Raw genomic sequence first — 19,922 nt, 5'->3', positions numbered from 1 at the left:
TAATGTTTTTGTAGTTGATATGAGTATTTTTATATAAAATAATATGTAATTTAGATTTGTTGCATATATATAAACTAGAAAAGCGGTAACCAAATGGCTACCAATATAATAATATAAAAGGTAGAACATTTTAGGGGGCATGAATATGAAAGGCAAAATTAGAAAGATATTTCCAGGAGCAAATACAAGTAACGGTTTTTATTCCTATTTCGATTATATTATTCCCAAAGATGTAAATAGGATTTTTTGTTTAAAAGGTGGTCCTGGAGTTGGCAAATCATCTCTGATGAAAAAAGTGGCACGTGACTTTTCAGAAAGAGGATATGATGTAGAAGTATTTCAGTGTTCGTCTGATCCAGGCTCATTAGATGCAGTTGTAGTAAAAAAATTAAAGGTTGTATTGTTAGATGCGACAGCGCCACATGTTGTTGATCCTAAAATACCAGGAGCTATAGATGAAATAGTTAATTTTGGTGACTTTTGGAATGTAGATAATTTAGAAAATAATAAAGCGGAAATAGTACAATGTAATAAAGAAATAGGCTCATGTTTCCAAAGAGCATTTAAATATTTAAAGGCTTCAGAACCAATTTTTTATGACATAGAAAGCAAAAATAGCGATGCAATGGATTTTGGTAAACTTAATAAATTTACAGAAGAATTTATAGAAGAAATATTTAAGGAAATAGAAAATAAAGATGAATTTTCTAATCCTAGACATTTATTTGGAACAGCTATAACTCCAATAGGTCATATTGACTATGCAGATAGCTTGCTTCAAGATGCTAAAAAGGTTTACTACCTTAATGGGAAAATAGGTTATGGAAAGACTACTTTTTTAAAGCGAATATATGACAAAGCAGTATTAAAAGGATTAAAAGTAGAAGTGTTTCACTACCCTCTTATACCAGCAAAAATAGAATCAATAATGATTAAAGACTTGGGAATAGCAATAACTACGAGTTCTTTATTTAAAGATGAGGATGTAATTAATCTAGGTGAATTTATGGATAAAGAAAAAATAAATGATCACAAAGAAGAGTTAGAAGTAAATGAAAAAATATTAGACGAATTAATTAATTATGCTATTTCAAATTTGAAAAAAGCAAAATCAAATCATGATATAATTGAAAATTACTATATACCAAATATGGATTTTGATAAGGCTGATCAATTGAAAGAGCAATTAATAGAGAGAATTTTAAAATATGAAAATAAATAGTTAAGATAAAAAGCTATGATATTAAATGAAAAAATTCATTTTAATATTATAGCTTTTATTATTTTGGTTAAAATAAGAGTTTATATTTGTATAAATAAGAACTTAAGTGTTGATAATCATAGTAGATATTTATTGTAATCGAGGTGATTAAAATTACAACATCAGAAGTAGATTTATCCATATTAGTACCGGAAAAGCTTGCAAGGAAATACAACTTGTTTCCTATGGAGCTAAATGAAGATTCTTTAATAATAGGAATAGAAAAAGAAAACATATATGCAGCTCAAGATTTAAAGTTAGTTACAGGAAAGAATATAATTCTAAAACAAGTATCAAGAGAAGATGTTTTAGAAAATATTGAACTATGCTATGGAGATTCAATTGATGTAGATGATGATTATGCTAACTATTTATTTCAAGATATTCTACAAAAAGCTGTAAAGGAAAAAGCCAGTGATATACATATTGAACCTTTCAGTGATTTATTAAAAATTCGTATGAGAGTGGATGGAAATATGAAGGAATTGTTGAATTTGGAATTAAATTTATATCCACCCCTTGCATCTGTAATAAAATACAAAGCTAATATGGATATTACAGAAAAAAGATTACCTCAAGATGGAAGAATAGACGTAAAAATTAAGGATTCATTAGTAGATATTAGGATTTCAACTGTGCCAACTACTTATGGAGAAAAAATAGTACTTAGACTTTTAAGTAGAGATTCCTTTCTTAAAACTAAGGAAGAACTGGGATTTTCTAAAGAAGCTGTAGAAAAAATTCAAGAAATAATAAATAAAAAGACAGGTATATTGCTTGTTACTGGCCCAACAGGAAGTGGAAAAACTACAACCGTATATTCCATTTTAAAGGACTTGAGAAATACAAGTAAAAATATCATGACCATTGAAGACCCTGTTGAATACAAAATGGAAGGCATAAACCAAATACAAGTAAATCACAGAGTAGGTCTTACTTTTGAAAAAGGATTAAAAGCAATTCTAAGACAGGACCCAGATATTATTATGGTTGGTGAAATTAGAGATATAGAAACAGCAAAAACGGCTGTAAGGGCAGCAATCACAGGTCATTTAGTCATAAGTACCCTTCATACTAACGATGCAGTTTCATCCATAGCGCGATTAATCGACATGGAAATTCCACAATACTTATTAAATGCATCTTTGATTGGTGTTATATCACAAAGGTTAGTAAGAAAAGTATGTGAAAACTGTAGTAATGAAGTTATTATTAAGCAAAATGAGAAAAAATCAATTTGTACTACCATACCTATTGGATGTGAAGAGTGCTCATACACAGGATATGATGGTCGAACTGTAGCTTTTGAGATTTTGTCTATAGATGATGAAATACGAAATGGAATTCAAAAAAATAAAGAAGCTAAGGATATAAAAAATATAGCTGTTAAAAATGGAATGATTACCTTTGAAGATGTTTATTCTTATTTAATTAAAAACAAAATAACAACTTTGGAAGAATGTATCATGAATAAAGAAATTATTAATTAGGAGAAAAAATATTGTATAAATGTATAATTTACGATGAAGAAAATAATAGAAAAATTTTAAAGCTAAATATTGATAGTGAAGATGAAGTATATTCTTATGCTGATAAGAACAGATTTAAAGTAGTAGATATTAAGGAAAGAAAAACATTTTTAAAAGGGAGGAAATTAAAAAACAAGGATTTAAAAATTTTCTCAAAAGAAATGAGCATCCTCTTAAAATCAGGATGTGAAATATCTAAAATTTTAAGAATATTAATAGATGAATCAAATGATAAAGTGAGGACTGTACTAAGAAAAATACTTGGAGACATTGAGAGAGGGAATTCAATAAAAGAGTCTTTTGAAAATACGAAGGCTTTCTCTAGTTTTTACATAAGCATGATAACAGCAGGAGAAATGAGTGGTAACTTAGATGATGTTATGGACAAACTAGCAATTTATTATGATAAAGAAAATAAATTGAGAAATAAGATTATAAGTATATTAATTTATCCAACTATATTGATAATCACCATGATTATATCTTTTATATTTATTTTGCTTTTTTTAATTCCTAATTTTGAAGACATTTATGCAGATAATAATATGAAAACACCAGGATTGACTAAAATACTAATATTTTTGTCTCATTTATTTAGAGATGACTTCCTTTTAATTATAGTTGGTAATTTAGTTTTGATAGGTGGATTAATATATCTTAAGAAAAATAATGACAAGTTTAATGAAATGATAAATAAGCTTATATTTAAACTTCCAATTATAAAAACATATATGAAATTAATTATTAGTAACAAATTCATAAAGGCTTTATCAATTTTAATATCCAGTGGAGTGCAAATTGTAGACTCCATTGAAACATCAGCAAAAGCAATGAGCAATGAGTATATATATTTGAAAATATGTAAAGCAAATGAGTTTATTAAGAAAGGTAATAGCATAGGAGATTCTTTAAAAACAGTGGAAGAATTACCATCCTTACTATTATCAATGATAACCATAGGAGAAGAAAGTGGAAAACTAGATACAGTTCTAAATACTGTTACTGAGTACTATGAAAATGAACTAGATTCAAAACTTGAAATTGGAACAAAATACTTTGAAAACTTTATCACTTTATTTATAGGAGTGGTGGTAGGGATAATAGTTATATCTATGATGGTACCAATGTTTGATGCTGTATCAGCTATTTAAAAAAGGAGGTAATAGTAGTGTTTACATTAAAAAACAAAAAGAAAAGAAGGGGATTTACCCTGATTGAAATGGTTATAGTTATCACTATAATAGGTATTTTATCTAGTATTGCAGTAACAAAATATTCGAAAGTACAAGAGAATGCAAAGAAAAATGCTGATTATGCAACAGCAGCCAATTTAGCAACAGCAGCAATGATATCTGTAAGTGATGGAAATACATCAGTTCAACCAAGCAATTTAGAAAGTGATGGATATATTCAATTTGTACCAACTGCAAAGTCAGTAAAAGGCGGTTCATTTGATGTAACGGCACAAGGAGATTCTGTAACAGTTAAGATAGGTACAGAAACATTTTATCCAAAGCCTAATGAAACTACCACAAATTAGTCTCTAAACAATATCATTAATAACAATTTTGTGGAGGTGATTTTATAAAGGAATATCTTATTGTAAATATTAATAATGAAAATACAGAAATATTATTAATAAGAAAAAATAGAAATAAGTACAACATACATAATCAATTAACCTATGAAATGGGAAGCAATAACTTTAAACATAAAGAAAATAATATATATGAAGATGAAGTAGCTCAAATAATAAAAGAAAATATAAATCATAATTTTAAAAATATATATTTTAATATACAAAATGATGAAATTATTATTAGAAATATACCAAATATAGAGTCTAGAAGACAAAAAGAAATTATTCAACTAATTAAATATGAAATAGGAGGCCATATGCCCTTAGATTTACAAAATTATGTAATAAAATATAAAAAAATTATCAATACTAAGGGAAAGGGGTCAATACAAGGAATATTATTTCCAAAGAAATATGTAGACATATGCAAATCTATAAGCGAAAAGTTAAAAATTAAGAAAAAATATTTATATATTAATTTTGATATTTTACAAAAACTGATTGATATGAAAATTATTGATTTACTACAAGGTGATTATGAAAAAATAACTATAATAGAAAATAGAAAAAAAGATATGATTTTAAACACAGTTTCCAATAAAAAAATTATTGAATCTTATGTGGTGGATAAAGCTAATAGCCAGTATTCTATTAATCAATTTTCATATGATAATACATACTATTATGGAATAAGTGATGATTTTATAGAAGGATTACAAATAAAACAATTAGATCTTAAAAATAAATTAATTTCAAATAATAGAGAAGAAATTGAAGATATGACATTAGATAATTTACCAACTTGGGGGATGATAGTATAAATGAAAAAGAACAAAATTATTAATTTCTTAAAAGAAGAAAAACAAGAAGAAAAAATTTTTAAGTGTACTGTAATAATATTAATATACTTATTAATTTTTCAAACTTATACAAATATAAAATCTATTGATAACCTAAAAGAAGAGATCAATAACACTAAATCAATTACTCAATCTAATGATGTATTAAAATCGAAAAATACAAAGAGTACATTGATAAAAGATACAAATAAAATATATGATTTATTAGGTTTTGCAAATGTAGAGAAACTATCTGTTGAAAATAATAAAGTTAATATAGAAGGTAAATGCAAAAACTTAAAAAAATTAGATGAATTAAAATCTATGGATAATATAAAAAATTTTTCTATAACTAGTGTGGAAAATAAAAATAATAAATTATATTTTCATGCAGTGTATGAAATAGGAGGTTCTGAATAATTTTGAAGAATAAAAAAGAATTAAAAAAAATATGCATAGCAGTAATAACATTTACAGTAGTTAGTACAGGTGTTTCTTATCCTATGAACAATAAAATTAATGCTTTGGAACAGGAAAAAACTAAATTGACAGAAACAAAGCCACAGTATAAAGGTGATTGTTATGATGAAACAATGGATTTAAGCGATGATATAGTAATTAAGATAATTGGAAAAATGGATTCTAGTTTAGATATTAACTTTGTTAATAAATTTGATGAAATTGATGAAAATAATAAACCGTATTCATCAATTGAACTAAGTGTATCTGGAAACTTAGATAAAATCAAAGGTATAGAAAGCGTTTTAAATGATTTGAATCTAAATTACAAGATTGAAAAGATGGATATAAAAAATGCTAAAGATGAAAAGGGAAATGAGAAGAATTATGTAGATTGCATAATGACATTTAAAGTCATATAAAGGAATATGATAAGGTAATGATTTATGAATTGGAGTTTTATGAAAGTTTACAATGAAAATGGTAGTACGATTGTTAATAAATTTAGAAGGATAATAGTCTAATTTCTAGAAAATTATTATTAAAGTATGGAAGTCTAAAAGATTATATGAAACTATAAAAGGCAGATTTACAATAATAATTAACAATATAAATGAATGATAAATTCTAATATAGGGTCAAGTATATATAGCCGTGCTTAAAAATAGTAAAGGAGTGAAGATAACTTGATAGGTAGAAATGAACTATGTCCTTGTGGTAGTGGTAAAAAGTATAAAAAATGTTGCTTACAAAAAAATCAGTTAATAGAGTTTACAAGAAACAAAATATTATATGCAAAAGGTTTGTATAAAAATATGGAAAATAAAATATATGAATATTCTAAGACATCAAGTTTCCACAATGATAGAGACGTGTGTACGAAGAAATTTCATATTTCACAAGATAGTAACCCTACAATAGACAAACTATATAATACATATTTTATGTATGATTATAGAAATGATAAGGGAAACACTATAACCAAAATGTTTATAGACGATAATAAATTAACTTTAAGCAAAAATCAAATAAATTTATTATCATCAATGCTTAAAGCTAATATAAGCATATTTAAAATTGAAGATATAGGAATTACAAAATCAATAATTAGAGATTATTTTAATGATAATAAAATAGTAGTGGAAGATGTGGATGCTTTAAAAAACTTAAAAGTTGGACAAAGTATAATAGGAAGAACGGTAAATGTTCAAGGAATGAACATATTTGTTGATGAATGTATAAAAGTATCTGATAAAAACTTAAAAATAATACTTGATAATATTAAGCAACTATATAAATCTAACAGTAGGAAAACAAAGAGTATAAAAGAATTTGTAATTTATAACAGTGAATTAATTTATAAATTTGGACAACAAATATTATTAAATGATAAATCACATATTTTAAATTCATTAAATACTCAAGTTAAAAAAGAAATAGAAAGTAAAGATAACAATAATTCAGATGTAAATATATATGATGCATTAAGAAATAACATGGAAGAAAAATATTTACAAAAGGGATTAGATTTATGGAGAGGGTTTATTAAATCCAATAAATCTATAAAAGGTAGTGAAAATGGATGGGCTGCTGCAATAGAATATTATATTAAAAAGGATGCAGGCGAGATTATAACTCAAGCCCAAGTATCTGAAAAATATGAAATAAGCCCTCGTACTTTAGGCAAAAGATATAAAGAATTAAGAGCATCATAAAATTTATTACTATTAAAAATTAATTAGATTAATAATAAAAATACTATTAAATTTTACATTTAATAGTATTTTTGTATTTAAAATATAAAAAGTTATGAAAAAAAGGTTTTAATATATCTAAAAGGTGATAAAATAATACATATATAATAGAGAAAGAGGTAAAAATATGAGTCTTAGTTTAGGAAATGGAATTGCAGTATCAACTAACTATATAAAATCAAATCCAGCAGTGCCTGTATATAATGGTGAGGAAAGTCCTAGCAACTTATATGCTGTAATTTATCATATAGAAATAGGATACAATGAAGGTAAAGAACAAAAAGTAAAACAATACATAATAATTGACTATAAAGACTTTGATTTATCTTCAGAAAAGAAAGATGAATTATTAGATACAGCAAAGAAATACTGTGAAATGAAAAATATACCAGAGGGAGATCAGCTGGAAATAACATTATTAGATAATGATGAAGCTGAAGATTTCTTAGAAAAGGTATTTAATAATATGAAAGTTATAAGAGGTCTTATTACTAAAAGAGACTAATAGTATCTAATAGCTAAAAATAAATAATAATTTTTAAAAATCAAAGGCTTTGGAAAACTCCTAGCTTTTGATTTTTTTTGAGTAATGAGAGTAAGATTATTTTTTTAGTGGTAAACATAATAGGTAAGGTAAAATAAACAATTAAGATAAGGAGAAAAAAATGTTAAGAGTATCGAATATAAAAATTAGTATTAATGATGATAAATCAAAAATACTAAAGTTAGTACTGAATAAATTAAAAATAAAAGAAAATGAGTTGATAAAATATCATATTTTTAAGGAGTCTATAGATGCAAGAAAAAAGGGAAAAATAGATTTTGTATATACTGTAGATGTGGAACTTAAAGATGAACAAAAACTATTAAAAAAGGGCCTAAGGGATGCGGTTGAAGTAAAACAACCTAGCTATATAGATGTTAAACATGGAAGTAATAAAATAAATCATAGACCAGTTGTTGTTGGAAGTGGTCCAGCAGGTTTATTTGCATCTTTACTTTTGGCACAAAGAGGATACAATCCACTATTACTTGAAAGAGGATTAGATGTGGATGAGAGGACAAAAGATATTAATAACTTTTGGAATAGTAGAGTTTTTAAAAATAATTCAAATGTACAATTTGGAGAAGGTGGAGCGGGAACATTCTCTGATGGTAAACTTACAACAAGAATAAAAGATATAAGATGTAGAAAGGTTCTAGAAGAACTTGTAAACTTTGGGTCGCCTGATGAAATATTGTATTCTCATAAACCTCATGTGGGAACTGACATACTTAAAAATGTGGTAAAGAATATAAGAGAAGAAATAAAAAGATTAGGTGGAGAAGTAAGATTCAATACTCAAGTTACAAATATAGAAGTAGAAAATGATAGTATAAAAGCTGTAATAGTAAATAATGAAGAAAGAATAGAATGTGACCATGTGATTTTTGCTGTAGGTCATAGTGCAAGAGATTCTTACGAAATGTTATATAGCAAAGGTGTAAAAATAATTCAAAAACCATTTGCCATTGGAGCAAGGATAGAACATCCACAAGTATTAATAAATAAATCTCAATACAAAGAATTCTATGACCATCCAAGACTTGGAGCAGCGGATTATAGATTAATTGAGCATACATCTAATGGAAGAACTGCATATTCATTCTGTATGTGTCCAGGAGGGACTGTAATAGCCTCTGCATCAAATGAATTTGAAGTAGTAACAAATGGTATGAGTGAACATGCTAGAGATAAAGCCAATGCAAATAGTGCTTTCTTAGTTAATGTTACGCCAGAAGACTTTGGAAGTACTCATCCTTTGGCAGGCATTGAATTCCAAAGAAAATATGAAAAACTTGCCTATGAATTAGGTGGAAATAATTATAATGCACCAATGCAGTTAGTTGGAGATTTCTTAAATGATAAGATAACAACAGATATAGGAAAGGTTGAACCTTCATATAAACCAGGTGTAACAGGTACTGATTTAAGGGAATGCTTGCCGGAGTTTGTAACATCAACTATGAAAGAAGCTTTAGTATCTCTTGATAAAAAACTAAATGGATTTGCTATGCATGATGCAGTATTAACAGGTGTGGAGACAAGATCATCAGCACCAGTTAGGATAGTTAGAGATGAAGAAACATTGCAATCAGTAAGTACTAAAAATTTATATCCTTGCGGTGAAGGTGCAGGTTACGCAGGAGGAATAGTTACAGCTGCTGTTGATGGGATAAAATGCGCAGAAAAAATAATTGGAAATTATTGCCCTATTGTTAAATAATTTTAACAATTATGAGGGAATTGATAAAAAAAATTAACAAAGATTTATGATATAATGTTTATGCATTAAATCATAAATACATAATAGTAAAAAATTTTTTAAGATTAGAAGCAAAATATAATAATCAATGAACGAATGTAACTAAGGAGGAATAAAATTTGGAAATAATCATAGGTATTATGGGTGGATTAGGACTATTCCTATTTGGGATGAATCTTATGGGAGAAGCCCTAGAAAAAGCAGCTGGAAGTAAGCTTAAAAAGATTATAGAACTTCTAACTAGTAATATATTTATGGGAGTCCTTGTTGGGACATTAGTAACAGCTGTAATCCAGTCATCAAGTGCTACTACGGTAATGGTAGTTGGTTTTGTCAATGCTGGTATAATGACATTACCACAAGCAGTAGGAGTAATTATGGGTGCAAACATAGGTACAACAGTTACAGCTCAATTAGTATCTATAGATATGAATGGACTAGCTCCTGTAGCTTTAGGAATAGGTATTATTCTTTATTTATTCGGTGGAAAGCCAAGAACTAAGCATATAGCAGAAGTTTTAATAGGATTTGGTATTCTATTTACAGGTATGGACTTTATGAAAGAAGCAGTTAAACCATTATCGGAGTATACAGGATTTACTAACGCATTACTTACTTTTGGTAAACATCCAATCTTAGGATTATTATTAGGGTTTGGAATAACAGCAATAATACAAAGTTCAAGTGCTTCAATGGGTATGTTAGTTGTTTTAGCTTCACAAGGGCTAATACCACTTAATAGTGCACTACCAATATTATATGGCCAAAATATAGGTACTTGTGTTACATCTTTATTATCAAGTATAGGTGCAAGCATAAGTGCAAAAAGAGCAGCCCTTATACATTTAATATTTAATATACTTGGAACGGTAATATTCTTAATATTCTTAAATAAATTAGTTGTTACTGCAGTAACTTATATGGATCCAAATAATGTTGCAAGACAAATTGCCAATGTTCATACAATATTTAATATAGCATCAACTTTAATTTTATTACCATTTAACAAAGTTATAATAAAATTAGCTACTAAATTAGTACCAGATAATCATACAGAAGATGATGATGTAAAAGTCGTTAAATTTATAGATGATAGAATGATTGAAACACCTTCAATAGCATTAGTGAATGTTGAAAAAGAAACATTAAGAATGGGTGAAAAGTCTAAGCAAAGTTTAGATTGCGCCATGAGAGGTGTATTGGAAAAATCAGAAAAAGATATATCTAGCACTTTAAGAAAAGAAAAAAGAATAAATGAATTACAAAAAATGATATTAAATTACTTGCTTAAATTATCAAAAGCACCTTTAAATGAAGAGTCAAGGGAAGTAATAGATTCATTATTTAATACAGTTAATGATATAGAAAGAATAGGAGATCATGCTGAAAATATAGCGGAATTAGCTCAAAATAGTATAACTAATGACGTTACATTCTCAGATCATGCAAGAAATGAGTTGAACGATATGTACAATAAAGTCTTATCAACATATACTTATGCATTAGAGTCTATGAGAACTTCAGATGTAGATCTTGCTTGTAAAGTAATCAAAATGGAAGAACAAGTAGATATTATGGAAAAATCATGTAGAATAAATCATATGAGAAGATTAAATAATAATATGTGTAGTATAGACAATGGTATTATTTATTTAGAAGTAATAGCTAACTTAGAAAGAGTTTCAGACCACGCTGTTAATATAGCTCAACAAGTTATAGCACAAAGTGTAAATGAAAAATAGATAACATATAAAGCTTTAGAGATAATATTTATTTCTAAAGCTTTTTATATTTTTTATAAAAATGCAAATATTAATTGATGTAATAAAAAAATAATATAAACTAAACAATTTTTTAACAAGAAGGCAAATTGGTTTTATGATATAATTTTATGGTATAAATATTATAAAAAAGGGAGTAGAATTATGAACAAAATTAAATTTAATTATAGTAAAGCCTTAGATTTTTTTGCTAAGGAAGAAGTTGATACATTACAACCTTATGTTGATGTTGCACATGAAATGCTTCATGAAAAAACTGGTCCAGGAAAGGATTTTTTAGGGTGGATAGACCTTCCTAATAATTATGATAAAGAAGAGTTTGCAAGAATAAAAAAAGCAGCTCAAAAGATACAATCAGATTCAGATGCACTAGTAGTAATAGGAATTGGTGGTTCATATTTAGGAGCTAGAGCTGCAATAGAATGTTTAGGTCACTCATTCAGAAATAGCTTAAGCAAAGATGATAGAAAAGCTCCAGAAGTATATTTTGCAGGGAACAATATAAGTTCAACTTATTTAATGGACTTAATTGAAATAATTAAGGACAAAGATGTATCATTAAATGTTATATCTAAATCAGGAACTACTACTGAGCCAGCTATAGCTTTTAGAGTTTTAAAAGAGTTCTTAGAAAACAAATATGGTAAAGAAGAGGCAGCAAAAAGAATATATGCAACTACAGATGCTAAAAAAGGTGCATTAAAACAAGTTTCTGATGAAGAGGGATATGAAACTTTTGTAATACCAGATGATGTTGGGGGAAGATTTTCTGTATTAACAGCAGTTGGACTATTACCAATAGCTGCAGCAGGATTTGACATAGATGAAATGATGCAAGGAGCTAACGATGCTCGTATAAAATATTCTACATCTAACTTAGAAGAAAATGATTGCTACCAATATGCAGCTGTAAGAAATATATTACATAGAAAAGGTAAAGACATAGAGTTACTAGTAAACTATGAACCAAACTTACACTTTGTAAGTGAATGGTGGAAACAATTATACGGAGAAAGTGAAGGGAAAGATCAAAAAGGTATATTCCCAGCTTCAGTAGATTTTTCAACTGACTTACACTCAATGGGACAATATGTTCAAGATGGTAAGAGAATATTATTTGAAACAGTTTTAAATGTGGAGAAACCAAGAAAAGTAGTTGAATTAAAATCAGAAGAAAAAGATTTAGATGGACTTAACTACTTAAGTGAGAAAACTATGGATTTTGTAAATGAAAAAGCATTCCAAGGTACTTTACTTGCTCATACTGATGGTCAAGTTCCAAATTTAATAATAGATATACCAACATTAAATGAGTATAACTTTGGATACTTAGTATATTTCTTCGAAAAAGCTTGTGGAATAAGTGGATATCTATTAGGAGTAAATCCATTTAATCAACCGGGTGTTGAAGCATACAAAAAGAATATGTTTGCTTTATTAGGTAAACCAGGATTTGAAAAAGAAAAAAAAGAATTAGAAAAAAGACTTTAAAAATTAAGGTTTAATTAAGAATAAAATATTATAATGAAATCATCATAAGAGATTTATATCGAATTTGATGATTTCTTTTTTTTAGAAAAGATTATAAACATTAATAATATAAAAAAATAATGATAAGTTTATTTTGTTAGGAGGAGAAAAAATGGCAAGAAAAAAAGGGATAGGATTAGTAGTAGTTGTAGCTGTAATATGCTCAGTACTTAGCTCGTTTTTAACAGTAGTATTATTGAAAAATAATTTAAGTGCATCATCTGGACCATCTTCATCACAAAGTATAAGTATAAATAGCAAAGGAAAAAGCACAAATGTATATCAGGCAGTAACAGAAAAGGCAATGCCATCTGTAGTAGGTATTACTACAACTGTTATGAGTTCAAATAATATGTTTTCTATTCCAACTGAATCGGAAGGCGTGGGAACAGGTATAGTAGTAGATTCAAATGGATACATTCTTACAAACTCTCATGTTATTTCTGATGGAGAAGCTAAAAAAGTAAATGTACTATTCAACGATGGTTCAAGTGTTGATGGTAATGTAGTTTGGCATGACTCACAATTAGATTTAGCTGTAGTAAAAGTAAATAAAACTGGTCTTACTCCAGCAGAACTTGGAGATAGTGATAAAGTTTCAATAGGTGATATAGCAATAGCTATAGGTAATCCACTTGGATTAGAGTTACAAAGAACAGTTACACAAGGTATAATAAGTGGGCTAGATAGAACTATAAAAACTGAACAAGCTACTATGACAGGGCTTATTCAAACAGATGCAAGTATAAACTCTGGTAATAGTGGTGGACCATTATTAAACGAAAGTGGCCAAGTTATAGGAATAAATACAGCTAAAACATCTGAAGGTGAAAGTTTAGGATTTGCTATTCCAATTAATCAAGCAAAAGAAATAATACAATCAGTAATTAAAGACGGAAGTTATAAAAAAGTAACACTAGGTATAAAAGGATATGATGCATCAACTTATGCAGCTTATGCTCAGTCTCAAGGACAACAAGTAGCTACTGACGAAGGTGTATTTGTTGGAGAAGTAGTTGATAATTCTCCAGCTAAAAAAGCAGGAGTTAAAGCAGGAGATATAATAGTCAAATTAGGGGACACAAAATTAACAAGTATGTCAGACTTAACTAAACGTCTATATGAATATAAGAGTGGTGACAAGACAAAATTAGTAGTGAATAGAGATGGTAAAGAGGTAAAATTAAACGTAAGCTTTTAACGACAAATATTAGTAAAAATGGTGGGGATTATTATCCTCACTATTTTTTTAACACATAATAAATTTCACAATATATAAATTTAATTTATATTGAGATTTAGAGATTAAATTATTACTATTTATATATAAGTACAAAAAGAAAGAAGATGAAAAATATATGAAAAATCTTGTAGTTTTTTATTCATTAGAAGGTAATACAAAATTAATAGCAGATATTATAGCTGAAAAAACTAATTCAGACATATTGGAACTAAAACCAAAGAAAAAGTATCATAATTCAGGATTTAAAAAATATTTTTGGGGAGGAAGAAGCGTACTATTTAAAGAAAAACCAGAACTTTCATCATATGAAATAAATATAGACAATTACGAAAATATTTTTATTGGGACACCTATATGGGTTGGTACTTACGCACCTCCTTACAATACTTTTTTAAACCAAGAACGTATATATGATAAAAATATATACTTATTTGCTTGCCATGGAGGCGGTGGAGCAGATAAGTTCTATAAGAATATAAAAGAATCTATTCCAAAGAATAATTTTAAAGGGCAAATAGATTTTAATGATCCTTTAAAAGAGAATAAAGAAGAAGTATCAGAAAAAGTTGATACCTGGTTAAACAATGTATATTTGAATAATTAAATATTAATAGATAAGATAAAGATTGTTTATTTACAAAAAGAAAAATGAAAATGGGAGAGTATTATGAATAAGATAATGATATTTGGGTCAGGTCAAGCTGGGAATATGATATCAAATTGGATAAGTGGAGATTTTGAACTATTAGGATTTATAGATAATAATCCAAACTTGTGCGGAAAATACAAAAATAATAAAAGAATATATTCGGCTAAAGAATCTGTAAAAATTATGCCGGATATTATTGTTATTGCAGTTCTAAATAAAGAATCAGCTGAAGAAATTCAACTTCAATTAGAATTATTAAACTATGAAGGAATAGTATTTGATATTAATGATTTTAAACAATATCTTGATATAAGGTTGGCATCATTAAGATTAATAGCATCAGAAATAAATGAACAAAAGTTAGATGGGGAGGTTGCTGAGCTAGGTGTATATAAAGGTAAATTTGCATCAGAAATAAATAAATTATTTCCAAATAGAAAACTATACCTCTTTGATACTTTTGGAGGATTTTATAGTGATGATATTGATATAGAAAGAAGTCAGGGATATTCAAAAACCAAAGAAGGAGATTTCTCAGATACTAATGTGGAGTTGGTGAAGGATAAGCTTCCATATCAAGAACAAGCAGTGTTTATAAAAGGACATTTTCCTGAAAGTATAAAAGAAGATTTGCCAAGTTTTTGTTTTGTTAGCTTAGATACCGATTTATATAAACCGACTTATGAAGGGTTGAAAATATTTTATCCAAAGCTTGTTAAAGGTGGAATGATTATAGTACATGATTACAATAGTAGTCGACTTCCTGGGGTAAAAGATGCGGTAAAAGAATATTGTAGGGAGAATAATATTTTTATTGCGCCATTATGCGATATACATGGTTCAGCAGTGTTAATAAAATAGCTAATAAAAATTGCTATATCTTAATAGATATAGCAATTTTTTATTTATTATTCATTTGTAGCTTTTGCATGGCAAGAACCACTTGATGGGCAAGAAGAACAACCACTACAACCGCCCTTATTATTTGATTTATTTTTAAACATTCTAAATAGGATAAATGCTGCAGCTAATACGATTGCACCACCAACAATATATTCGATAGATGCATTATTTCCAAGTATAAGATTTCCGATTACATTTACTAATAAAGCAGCTACCCAAGCTAGTATAAATTGATAAGATAAAGATATCATCATCATTTTATTTCCGTATTCTTTTCTCATAGTGGCAAGAGCTGCTATACATGGAGTATATAGTGCAGAGAATGCTAAGAATGAAAGTGCTGTAACTCCAGTGAATACAGTAGGTAAAACTTGAGCTAAGTTACTACCAAATAAAACTGACATTGTATTTACAACTATTTCTTTAGCGCCAAGCCCTGTAAGTATAGAAACTGAAATTCTCCAGTCTGTAAATCCTAAAGGAGCAAATAATGGAGCCAGTAACTTACCAAATGAAGCTAAGAAACTATGGTTAATATTTTCAGTAAATCCATGTAAGTTAAATGATGATAAGAACCATATAACTACTGACATGGCAAACATTACAGTAATAACTCTTATTAAAAATCCTTTAGATTTGCTCCAAGTATTTTTTAATAAAGCTGATAAAGTAGGAACTCTATATTCTGGTAACTCAAGAACAAAAGGTTCTGCTTGAGTTTTGTATACCGTTTTATTTAATACTAAGGCAACTAATATTGCTACAACTACACCTAATATATATAAAGATGTAGTAACTAAAGCTTTATGTTTTGGGAAGAAGATAGATACGAATAAAGCATATATAGGTAATTTAGCACCACAAGTCATAAGTGGAGAAATTAATGCTGTTATCTTTCTATCTTTTTCACTTTCCAAAGTTCTAGTTGCCATTATTGCTGGAGATGAACATCCAAGTCCCATGACCATAGGTATGAACGCTTTACCAGATAAACCAACTCTATACATTATTTTATCCATTAAAAATGCGGCTCTTGACATATATCCACTATCTTCAAATAATGATATTCCTAAGAATAAAGTGAAAATCAACGGGAAGAAAGGTAAAGTACCAGCTACACCGCCAAGTACACCGTCAACTATAAGTGATTTAAACCATAAACTTGAATTAGCTAACATACCGTCAACTGGAGTCATTACATAGGCTTCTATTGCTCCTCCAAACCATTCTTGTAAAGGCCCACCTACCCAATCAAAAGTAAACTTAAATAATAAAAGTAAAATTCCTATGAAAATTGGATAAGCAAGTATAGGATTAAGAACAACATCATCTATACGATCACTTATTGATTTTTTCTTAATCGAAGGAACTATAGTTGCATCAGATATAATTTCTTCTATTTTTTTATAAGTTTCAGTTTCATCTCCAAAATTTACAGAGTGATTAACTCTAGATTTTGAAGCATTTTCAATTACAGATTTAATATTTTCTAAACCAGTTTTCTTCTTTGCCACTATAGGAAGAATAGTAACGTTAAGGTTTTTAGCTAATTTATCATAATCTAGTTTTATTCCTTTAGACTCAGCTAAATCAACCATATTAAGTAAAATAACGATTGGTTTATTATATTTCATAAGCTGAGTAGTAAGGTATAAGTTTCTGTCAAGATTAGAAGCATCCACCACATTTACTATTACATCAACATTCCCTTGTTCTAAAAAATCTTTAGACACTTTTTCCTCGTTAGAGAAAGTATCCATGGCATATATACCAGGTAAATCTACTATTTTTATATTATCATCTAAATAGCCTTCCTTTTTTTCAATTGTTACCCCAGGCCAGTTACCAACATATTGGTTAGAACCTGTTAATAAGTTAAAAACAGTAGTCTTACCAACGTTAGGGTTACCGAATAAAGCTACGTTAATCAACTAAATCACCTCGCTGTCTTTTAAGTAAATACTTTTAGCATCAGATTTTCTTAAAGCTAAGTTAAGTCCTCTAAAATTTACTATTATTGGATCTCCTAATGGAGCAATTTTCTTTATTTCTATTTCAGTATTAGCAATACATCCTAAAGCAAGAAGTCTTTTTGCTAATTTTTCATCACCATCTATATTATTAATTGTGCCGCTTTGGCCAACTTTTAAGTCGTAAACAGTCATCATTAACACCTCCTAATGAGTTTCATTATCAATTAAATTATAACTATATTTAGTTCAAATGTCAATATAATCATAATTTTAATATTATATTTTTAAAAGTCATATAAAAAAATTTAAAATATAGAGGTTTTCAACTATATATTGTATTATAGTAGTAGGTTGAAAAATGGAGATGAAAATTAATGAAGACTAAAAAGATGACTTTTTTAGGTTTGATGGTTGCATATAGCTTAGTATTATATATATTTGAAACTTATATACCTAACCCATTAATAGCTATTTTTCCAGGAGCTAAGCTAGGTTTATCAAATATAATAACGCTTATATCATTGATAATTTTAGGTTTAAAAGATACTTGTATAATACTAACTGTTAGAATTATATTATCTTCTATTTTTGCTGGACCTATTTCATACTTATTATTTAGTATAGGGGGAGCATATCTAAGTTTAATAGGTATGTATTTATCTAGTAAAATAAAAGGTTTTTCTATTGTAGGAGTGAGTATTATAGGTGCAATAGGACATAATATAGGACAATTATTAGTAGCGAGTATAATAGTACAAAATATTAATATGGTAGGGTATTTACCATTTATGCTTATAGCATCTTTAGTTACAGGGATGTTTGTAGGATTAGTATCAAAGTATTGTTGCCCAAAATTGACAAAATTTTCCGTGAAATTGTTGACAAAGAATAACAATTTTTGATAAAATTAAATAAAATACATGTTGATAGTGGTGGTTTTTATGGATAAAAGTGAATTAGAAGCGCTGAAGAAGGAAATTGAGGAAGTAAGGGAATTAATAAATACGTATATAGAATATCCTGAAATCTTTAGGGATGAACTAGTTGAGTCAAGTAAGAAAATAGATATGTTAATAAATGAATATATAAAACAAGCAAGCGACCCACAGTAATGTGGGTTTTTTCGTACAAATTTTGTGATTTTAAATAGGAATTATGAGTATACTAAAATATAAATATTAAAGCAAATTTTATTTTTGAGTTTATTATAATTTAAAGGTGATTAGATGTTTGTTTCAAAATTAATTCGTAGCATGGTTATCATAATAATCGCTTGTATTTTGTTAAAAATTATACAATTTTTATTAAAGAACTTATTTAAAATTACAAAGTTTGATGAGAGATACGAAGATACTCTTTGTAGTGTATTGTGCTCTGTGTCATACTATATAATGTTTTGCTTAAGTGTAATATTAATCCTTAGAGAATTTGAAATTGTTGATGCAACTGCTTTTGGATCAATAGTTACTGGAGCAAGTATAGTTGGGATTGTAGCTGGTGTAGCTTCTCAAAGTATATTAAAAGATATATTTAATGGATTTTTCATTCTATTTGAAAAGCAAATTCATGTAGGAGATTTTATTGTAATAAATGAAGAGTTTAAAGGTAATGTGGAGGAAGTTGGTATAAGAAGTGTAAGTCTTAGAGATTGGGATTTAAAAAGAATTACAATACCAAATGGTAATATTAACAGTATAAGAAACTATAGTAAGGATGTAATGAGAGTTATCGTTCATGTTAGAGTTTCTTATGAGGAGGATCCTATGAAAGTTTTGGAGTCTCTGCAAGAAGTATGCAATATAATGAATGAAAAGTATAAAGATTATCTTGTAAAATTAAGACCATCAAGTTACTTAGGATTTAAAGTATATGGAATAACAGATATAGAAAAAATATCTATAGGTGCAAAGTATACAATTACAGGCGTTGTTACTTCAGAAAAATATTTCGCCATATTAAGGGAAGCTAAGTTACAAGTTTTAATTGTATTTAAGAAGAATAATATTAAGATAGGATATCCAACAAATATAAATATCTTATCAAATGAAGATAATATAAATGAAGAATTATAAATCATAATTGCAAATGAAGAATAAAAACATATACTATACTAATA

General features: G+C 27.6%; 20 protein-coding genes. 18 read left to right on the top strand and 2 right to left on the bottom strand.

The window, feature by feature from the left end:
* Positions 1–145: 145 nt before the first annotated feature.
* The 15 genes from K0039_RS12775 to K0039_RS12705 all read left to right on the top strand — a co-directional run bounded on the left by K0039_RS12775 (position 146) and on the right by K0039_RS12705 (position 15,791).
* Positions 146–1,222 (top strand): ATP-binding protein, encoded by a 1,077-nt coding sequence (locus tag K0039_RS12775; RefSeq protein ID WP_228105455.1) that lies wholly within the window; start codon positions 146–148, stop codon positions 1,220–1,222.
* A 143-nt stretch (positions 1,223–1,365) separates the two neighbouring features.
* Entirely contained in the window at positions 1,366–2,751 is a 1,386-nt protein-coding gene (locus tag K0039_RS12770) for a GspE/PulE family protein (protein ID WP_228105454.1), read from the top strand.
* 11 nt (positions 2,752–2,762) lie between these two features.
* Positions 2,763–3,941 carry a type II secretion system F family protein gene (locus K0039_RS12765; protein ID WP_228105453.1) on the top strand — a complete coding sequence of 393 codons (1,179 nt, stop codon included), beginning with the start codon at positions 2,763–2,765 and terminating at the stop codon, positions 3,939–3,941.
* 17 nt (positions 3,942–3,958) lie between these two features.
* Positions 3,959–4,330 carry a prepilin-type N-terminal cleavage/methylation domain-containing protein gene (locus K0039_RS12760; RefSeq protein WP_228105452.1) on the top strand — a complete coding sequence of 124 codons (372 nt, stop codon included), beginning with the start codon at positions 3,959–3,961 and terminating at the stop codon, positions 4,328–4,330.
* Positions 4,331–4,479: 149 nt separating this feature from the next.
* Positions 4,480–5,190 (top strand): hypothetical protein, encoded by a 711-nt coding sequence (locus tag K0039_RS12755; RefSeq protein ID WP_228105451.1) that lies wholly within the window; start codon positions 4,480–4,482, stop codon positions 5,188–5,190.
* Positions 5,191–5,628, top strand: coding sequence for a hypothetical protein (locus tag K0039_RS12750; RefSeq protein WP_228105450.1), 438 nt, complete (start codon positions 5,191–5,193; stop codon positions 5,626–5,628). It begins immediately after the preceding gene.
* A 2-nt stretch (positions 5,629–5,630) separates the two neighbouring features.
* Positions 5,631–6,089: a hypothetical protein gene (locus K0039_RS12745; RefSeq protein WP_228105449.1), complete on the top strand. Its 459-nt coding sequence runs from the start codon at positions 5,631–5,633 to the stop codon at positions 6,087–6,089.
* 264 nt (positions 6,090–6,353) lie between these two features.
* On the top strand, positions 6,354–7,382 hold the full coding sequence (locus tag K0039_RS12740) for a YecA family protein (RefSeq protein WP_228105448.1): 1,029 nt from the start codon (positions 6,354–6,356) through the stop codon (positions 7,380–7,382).
* 166 nt (positions 7,383–7,548) lie between these two features.
* Positions 7,549–7,926 carry a hypothetical protein gene (locus tag K0039_RS12735; RefSeq protein ID WP_228105447.1) on the top strand — a complete coding sequence of 126 codons (378 nt, stop codon included), beginning with the start codon at positions 7,549–7,551 and terminating at the stop codon, positions 7,924–7,926.
* A gap of 160 nt (positions 7,927–8,086) precedes the next feature.
* Positions 8,087–9,688, top strand: coding sequence for an NAD(P)/FAD-dependent oxidoreductase (locus tag K0039_RS12730; RefSeq protein WP_228105446.1), 1,602 nt, complete (start codon positions 8,087–8,089; stop codon positions 9,686–9,688).
* Between the two features lie 158 nt (positions 9,689–9,846).
* Complete coding sequence (locus K0039_RS12725; protein WP_228105445.1) at positions 9,847–11,469, top strand: Na/Pi cotransporter family protein; 1,623 nt, start codon at positions 9,847–9,849, stop codon at positions 11,467–11,469.
* 183 nt (positions 11,470–11,652) lie between these two features.
* Positions 11,653–12,999: a glucose-6-phosphate isomerase gene (locus tag K0039_RS12720; RefSeq protein ID WP_228105444.1), complete on the top strand. Its 1,347-nt coding sequence runs from the start codon at positions 11,653–11,655 to the stop codon at positions 12,997–12,999.
* Positions 13,000–13,150: 151 nt separating this feature from the next.
* Positions 13,151–14,239 carry a serine protease HtrA gene (gene htrA, locus K0039_RS12715; RefSeq protein WP_228105443.1) on the top strand — a complete coding sequence of 363 codons (1,089 nt, stop codon included), beginning with the start codon at positions 13,151–13,153 and terminating at the stop codon, positions 14,237–14,239.
* 157 nt (positions 14,240–14,396) lie between these two features.
* The gene (locus K0039_RS12710; protein WP_228105442.1) at positions 14,397–14,885 is read left to right on the top strand and encodes a flavodoxin family protein; all 489 of its coding nucleotides are present in this window, start codon (positions 14,397–14,399) and stop codon (positions 14,883–14,885) included.
* Positions 14,886–14,948: 63 nt separating this feature from the next.
* The gene (locus K0039_RS12705) at positions 14,949–15,791 is read left to right on the top strand and encodes a TylF/MycF/NovP-related O-methyltransferase (protein WP_228105441.1); all 843 of its coding nucleotides are present in this window, start codon (positions 14,949–14,951) and stop codon (positions 15,789–15,791) included.
* A 47-nt stretch (positions 15,792–15,838) separates the two neighbouring features.
* On the opposite strand, the gene feoB is transcribed toward K0039_RS12705, so the two are convergent.
* Together feoB and K0039_RS12695 are read right to left on the bottom strand one after the other, a co-directional pair.
* Positions 15,839–17,764, bottom strand: coding sequence for a ferrous iron transport protein B (gene feoB / locus K0039_RS12700; protein WP_228105440.1), 1,926 nt, complete (start codon positions 17,762–17,764; stop codon positions 15,839–15,841).
* Positions 17,765–17,998 carry a FeoA family protein gene (locus K0039_RS12695; RefSeq protein WP_228105622.1) on the bottom strand — a complete coding sequence of 78 codons (234 nt, stop codon included), beginning with the start codon at positions 17,996–17,998 and terminating at the stop codon, positions 17,765–17,767.
* A gap of 182 nt (positions 17,999–18,180) precedes the next feature.
* Here K0039_RS12695 and K0039_RS12690 point away from each other — a divergent pair, with 182 nt between their 5' ends.
* The 3 genes from K0039_RS12690 (at position 18,181) to K0039_RS12680 (ending at position 19,878) form a co-directional block, all read left to right on the top strand.
* Positions 18,181–18,708, top strand: coding sequence for a Gx transporter family protein (locus tag K0039_RS12690; RefSeq protein WP_228105439.1), 528 nt, complete (start codon positions 18,181–18,183; stop codon positions 18,706–18,708).
* A 39-nt stretch (positions 18,709–18,747) separates the two neighbouring features.
* Positions 18,748–18,918, top strand: a complete 171-nt coding sequence (locus K0039_RS12685; RefSeq protein WP_018591818.1) for an aspartyl-phosphate phosphatase Spo0E family protein — start codon at positions 18,748–18,750, stop codon at positions 18,916–18,918.
* Between the two features lie 114 nt (positions 18,919–19,032).
* Positions 19,033–19,878, top strand: coding sequence for a mechanosensitive ion channel family protein (locus K0039_RS12680; RefSeq protein ID WP_228105438.1), 846 nt, complete (start codon positions 19,033–19,035; stop codon positions 19,876–19,878).
* Positions 19,879–19,922 lie beyond the last annotated feature (44 nt).

It is taken from the genome of Terrisporobacter mayombei (genome assembly GCF_020748465.1).
Classification (GTDB): Bacteria; Bacillota; Clostridia; order Peptostreptococcales; family Peptostreptococcaceae; genus Terrisporobacter; species Terrisporobacter mayombei.
The sequence above is the reverse complement of the archived record's forward strand: the minus strand, read 5'-3'. Positions and strand labels throughout refer to the sequence as shown.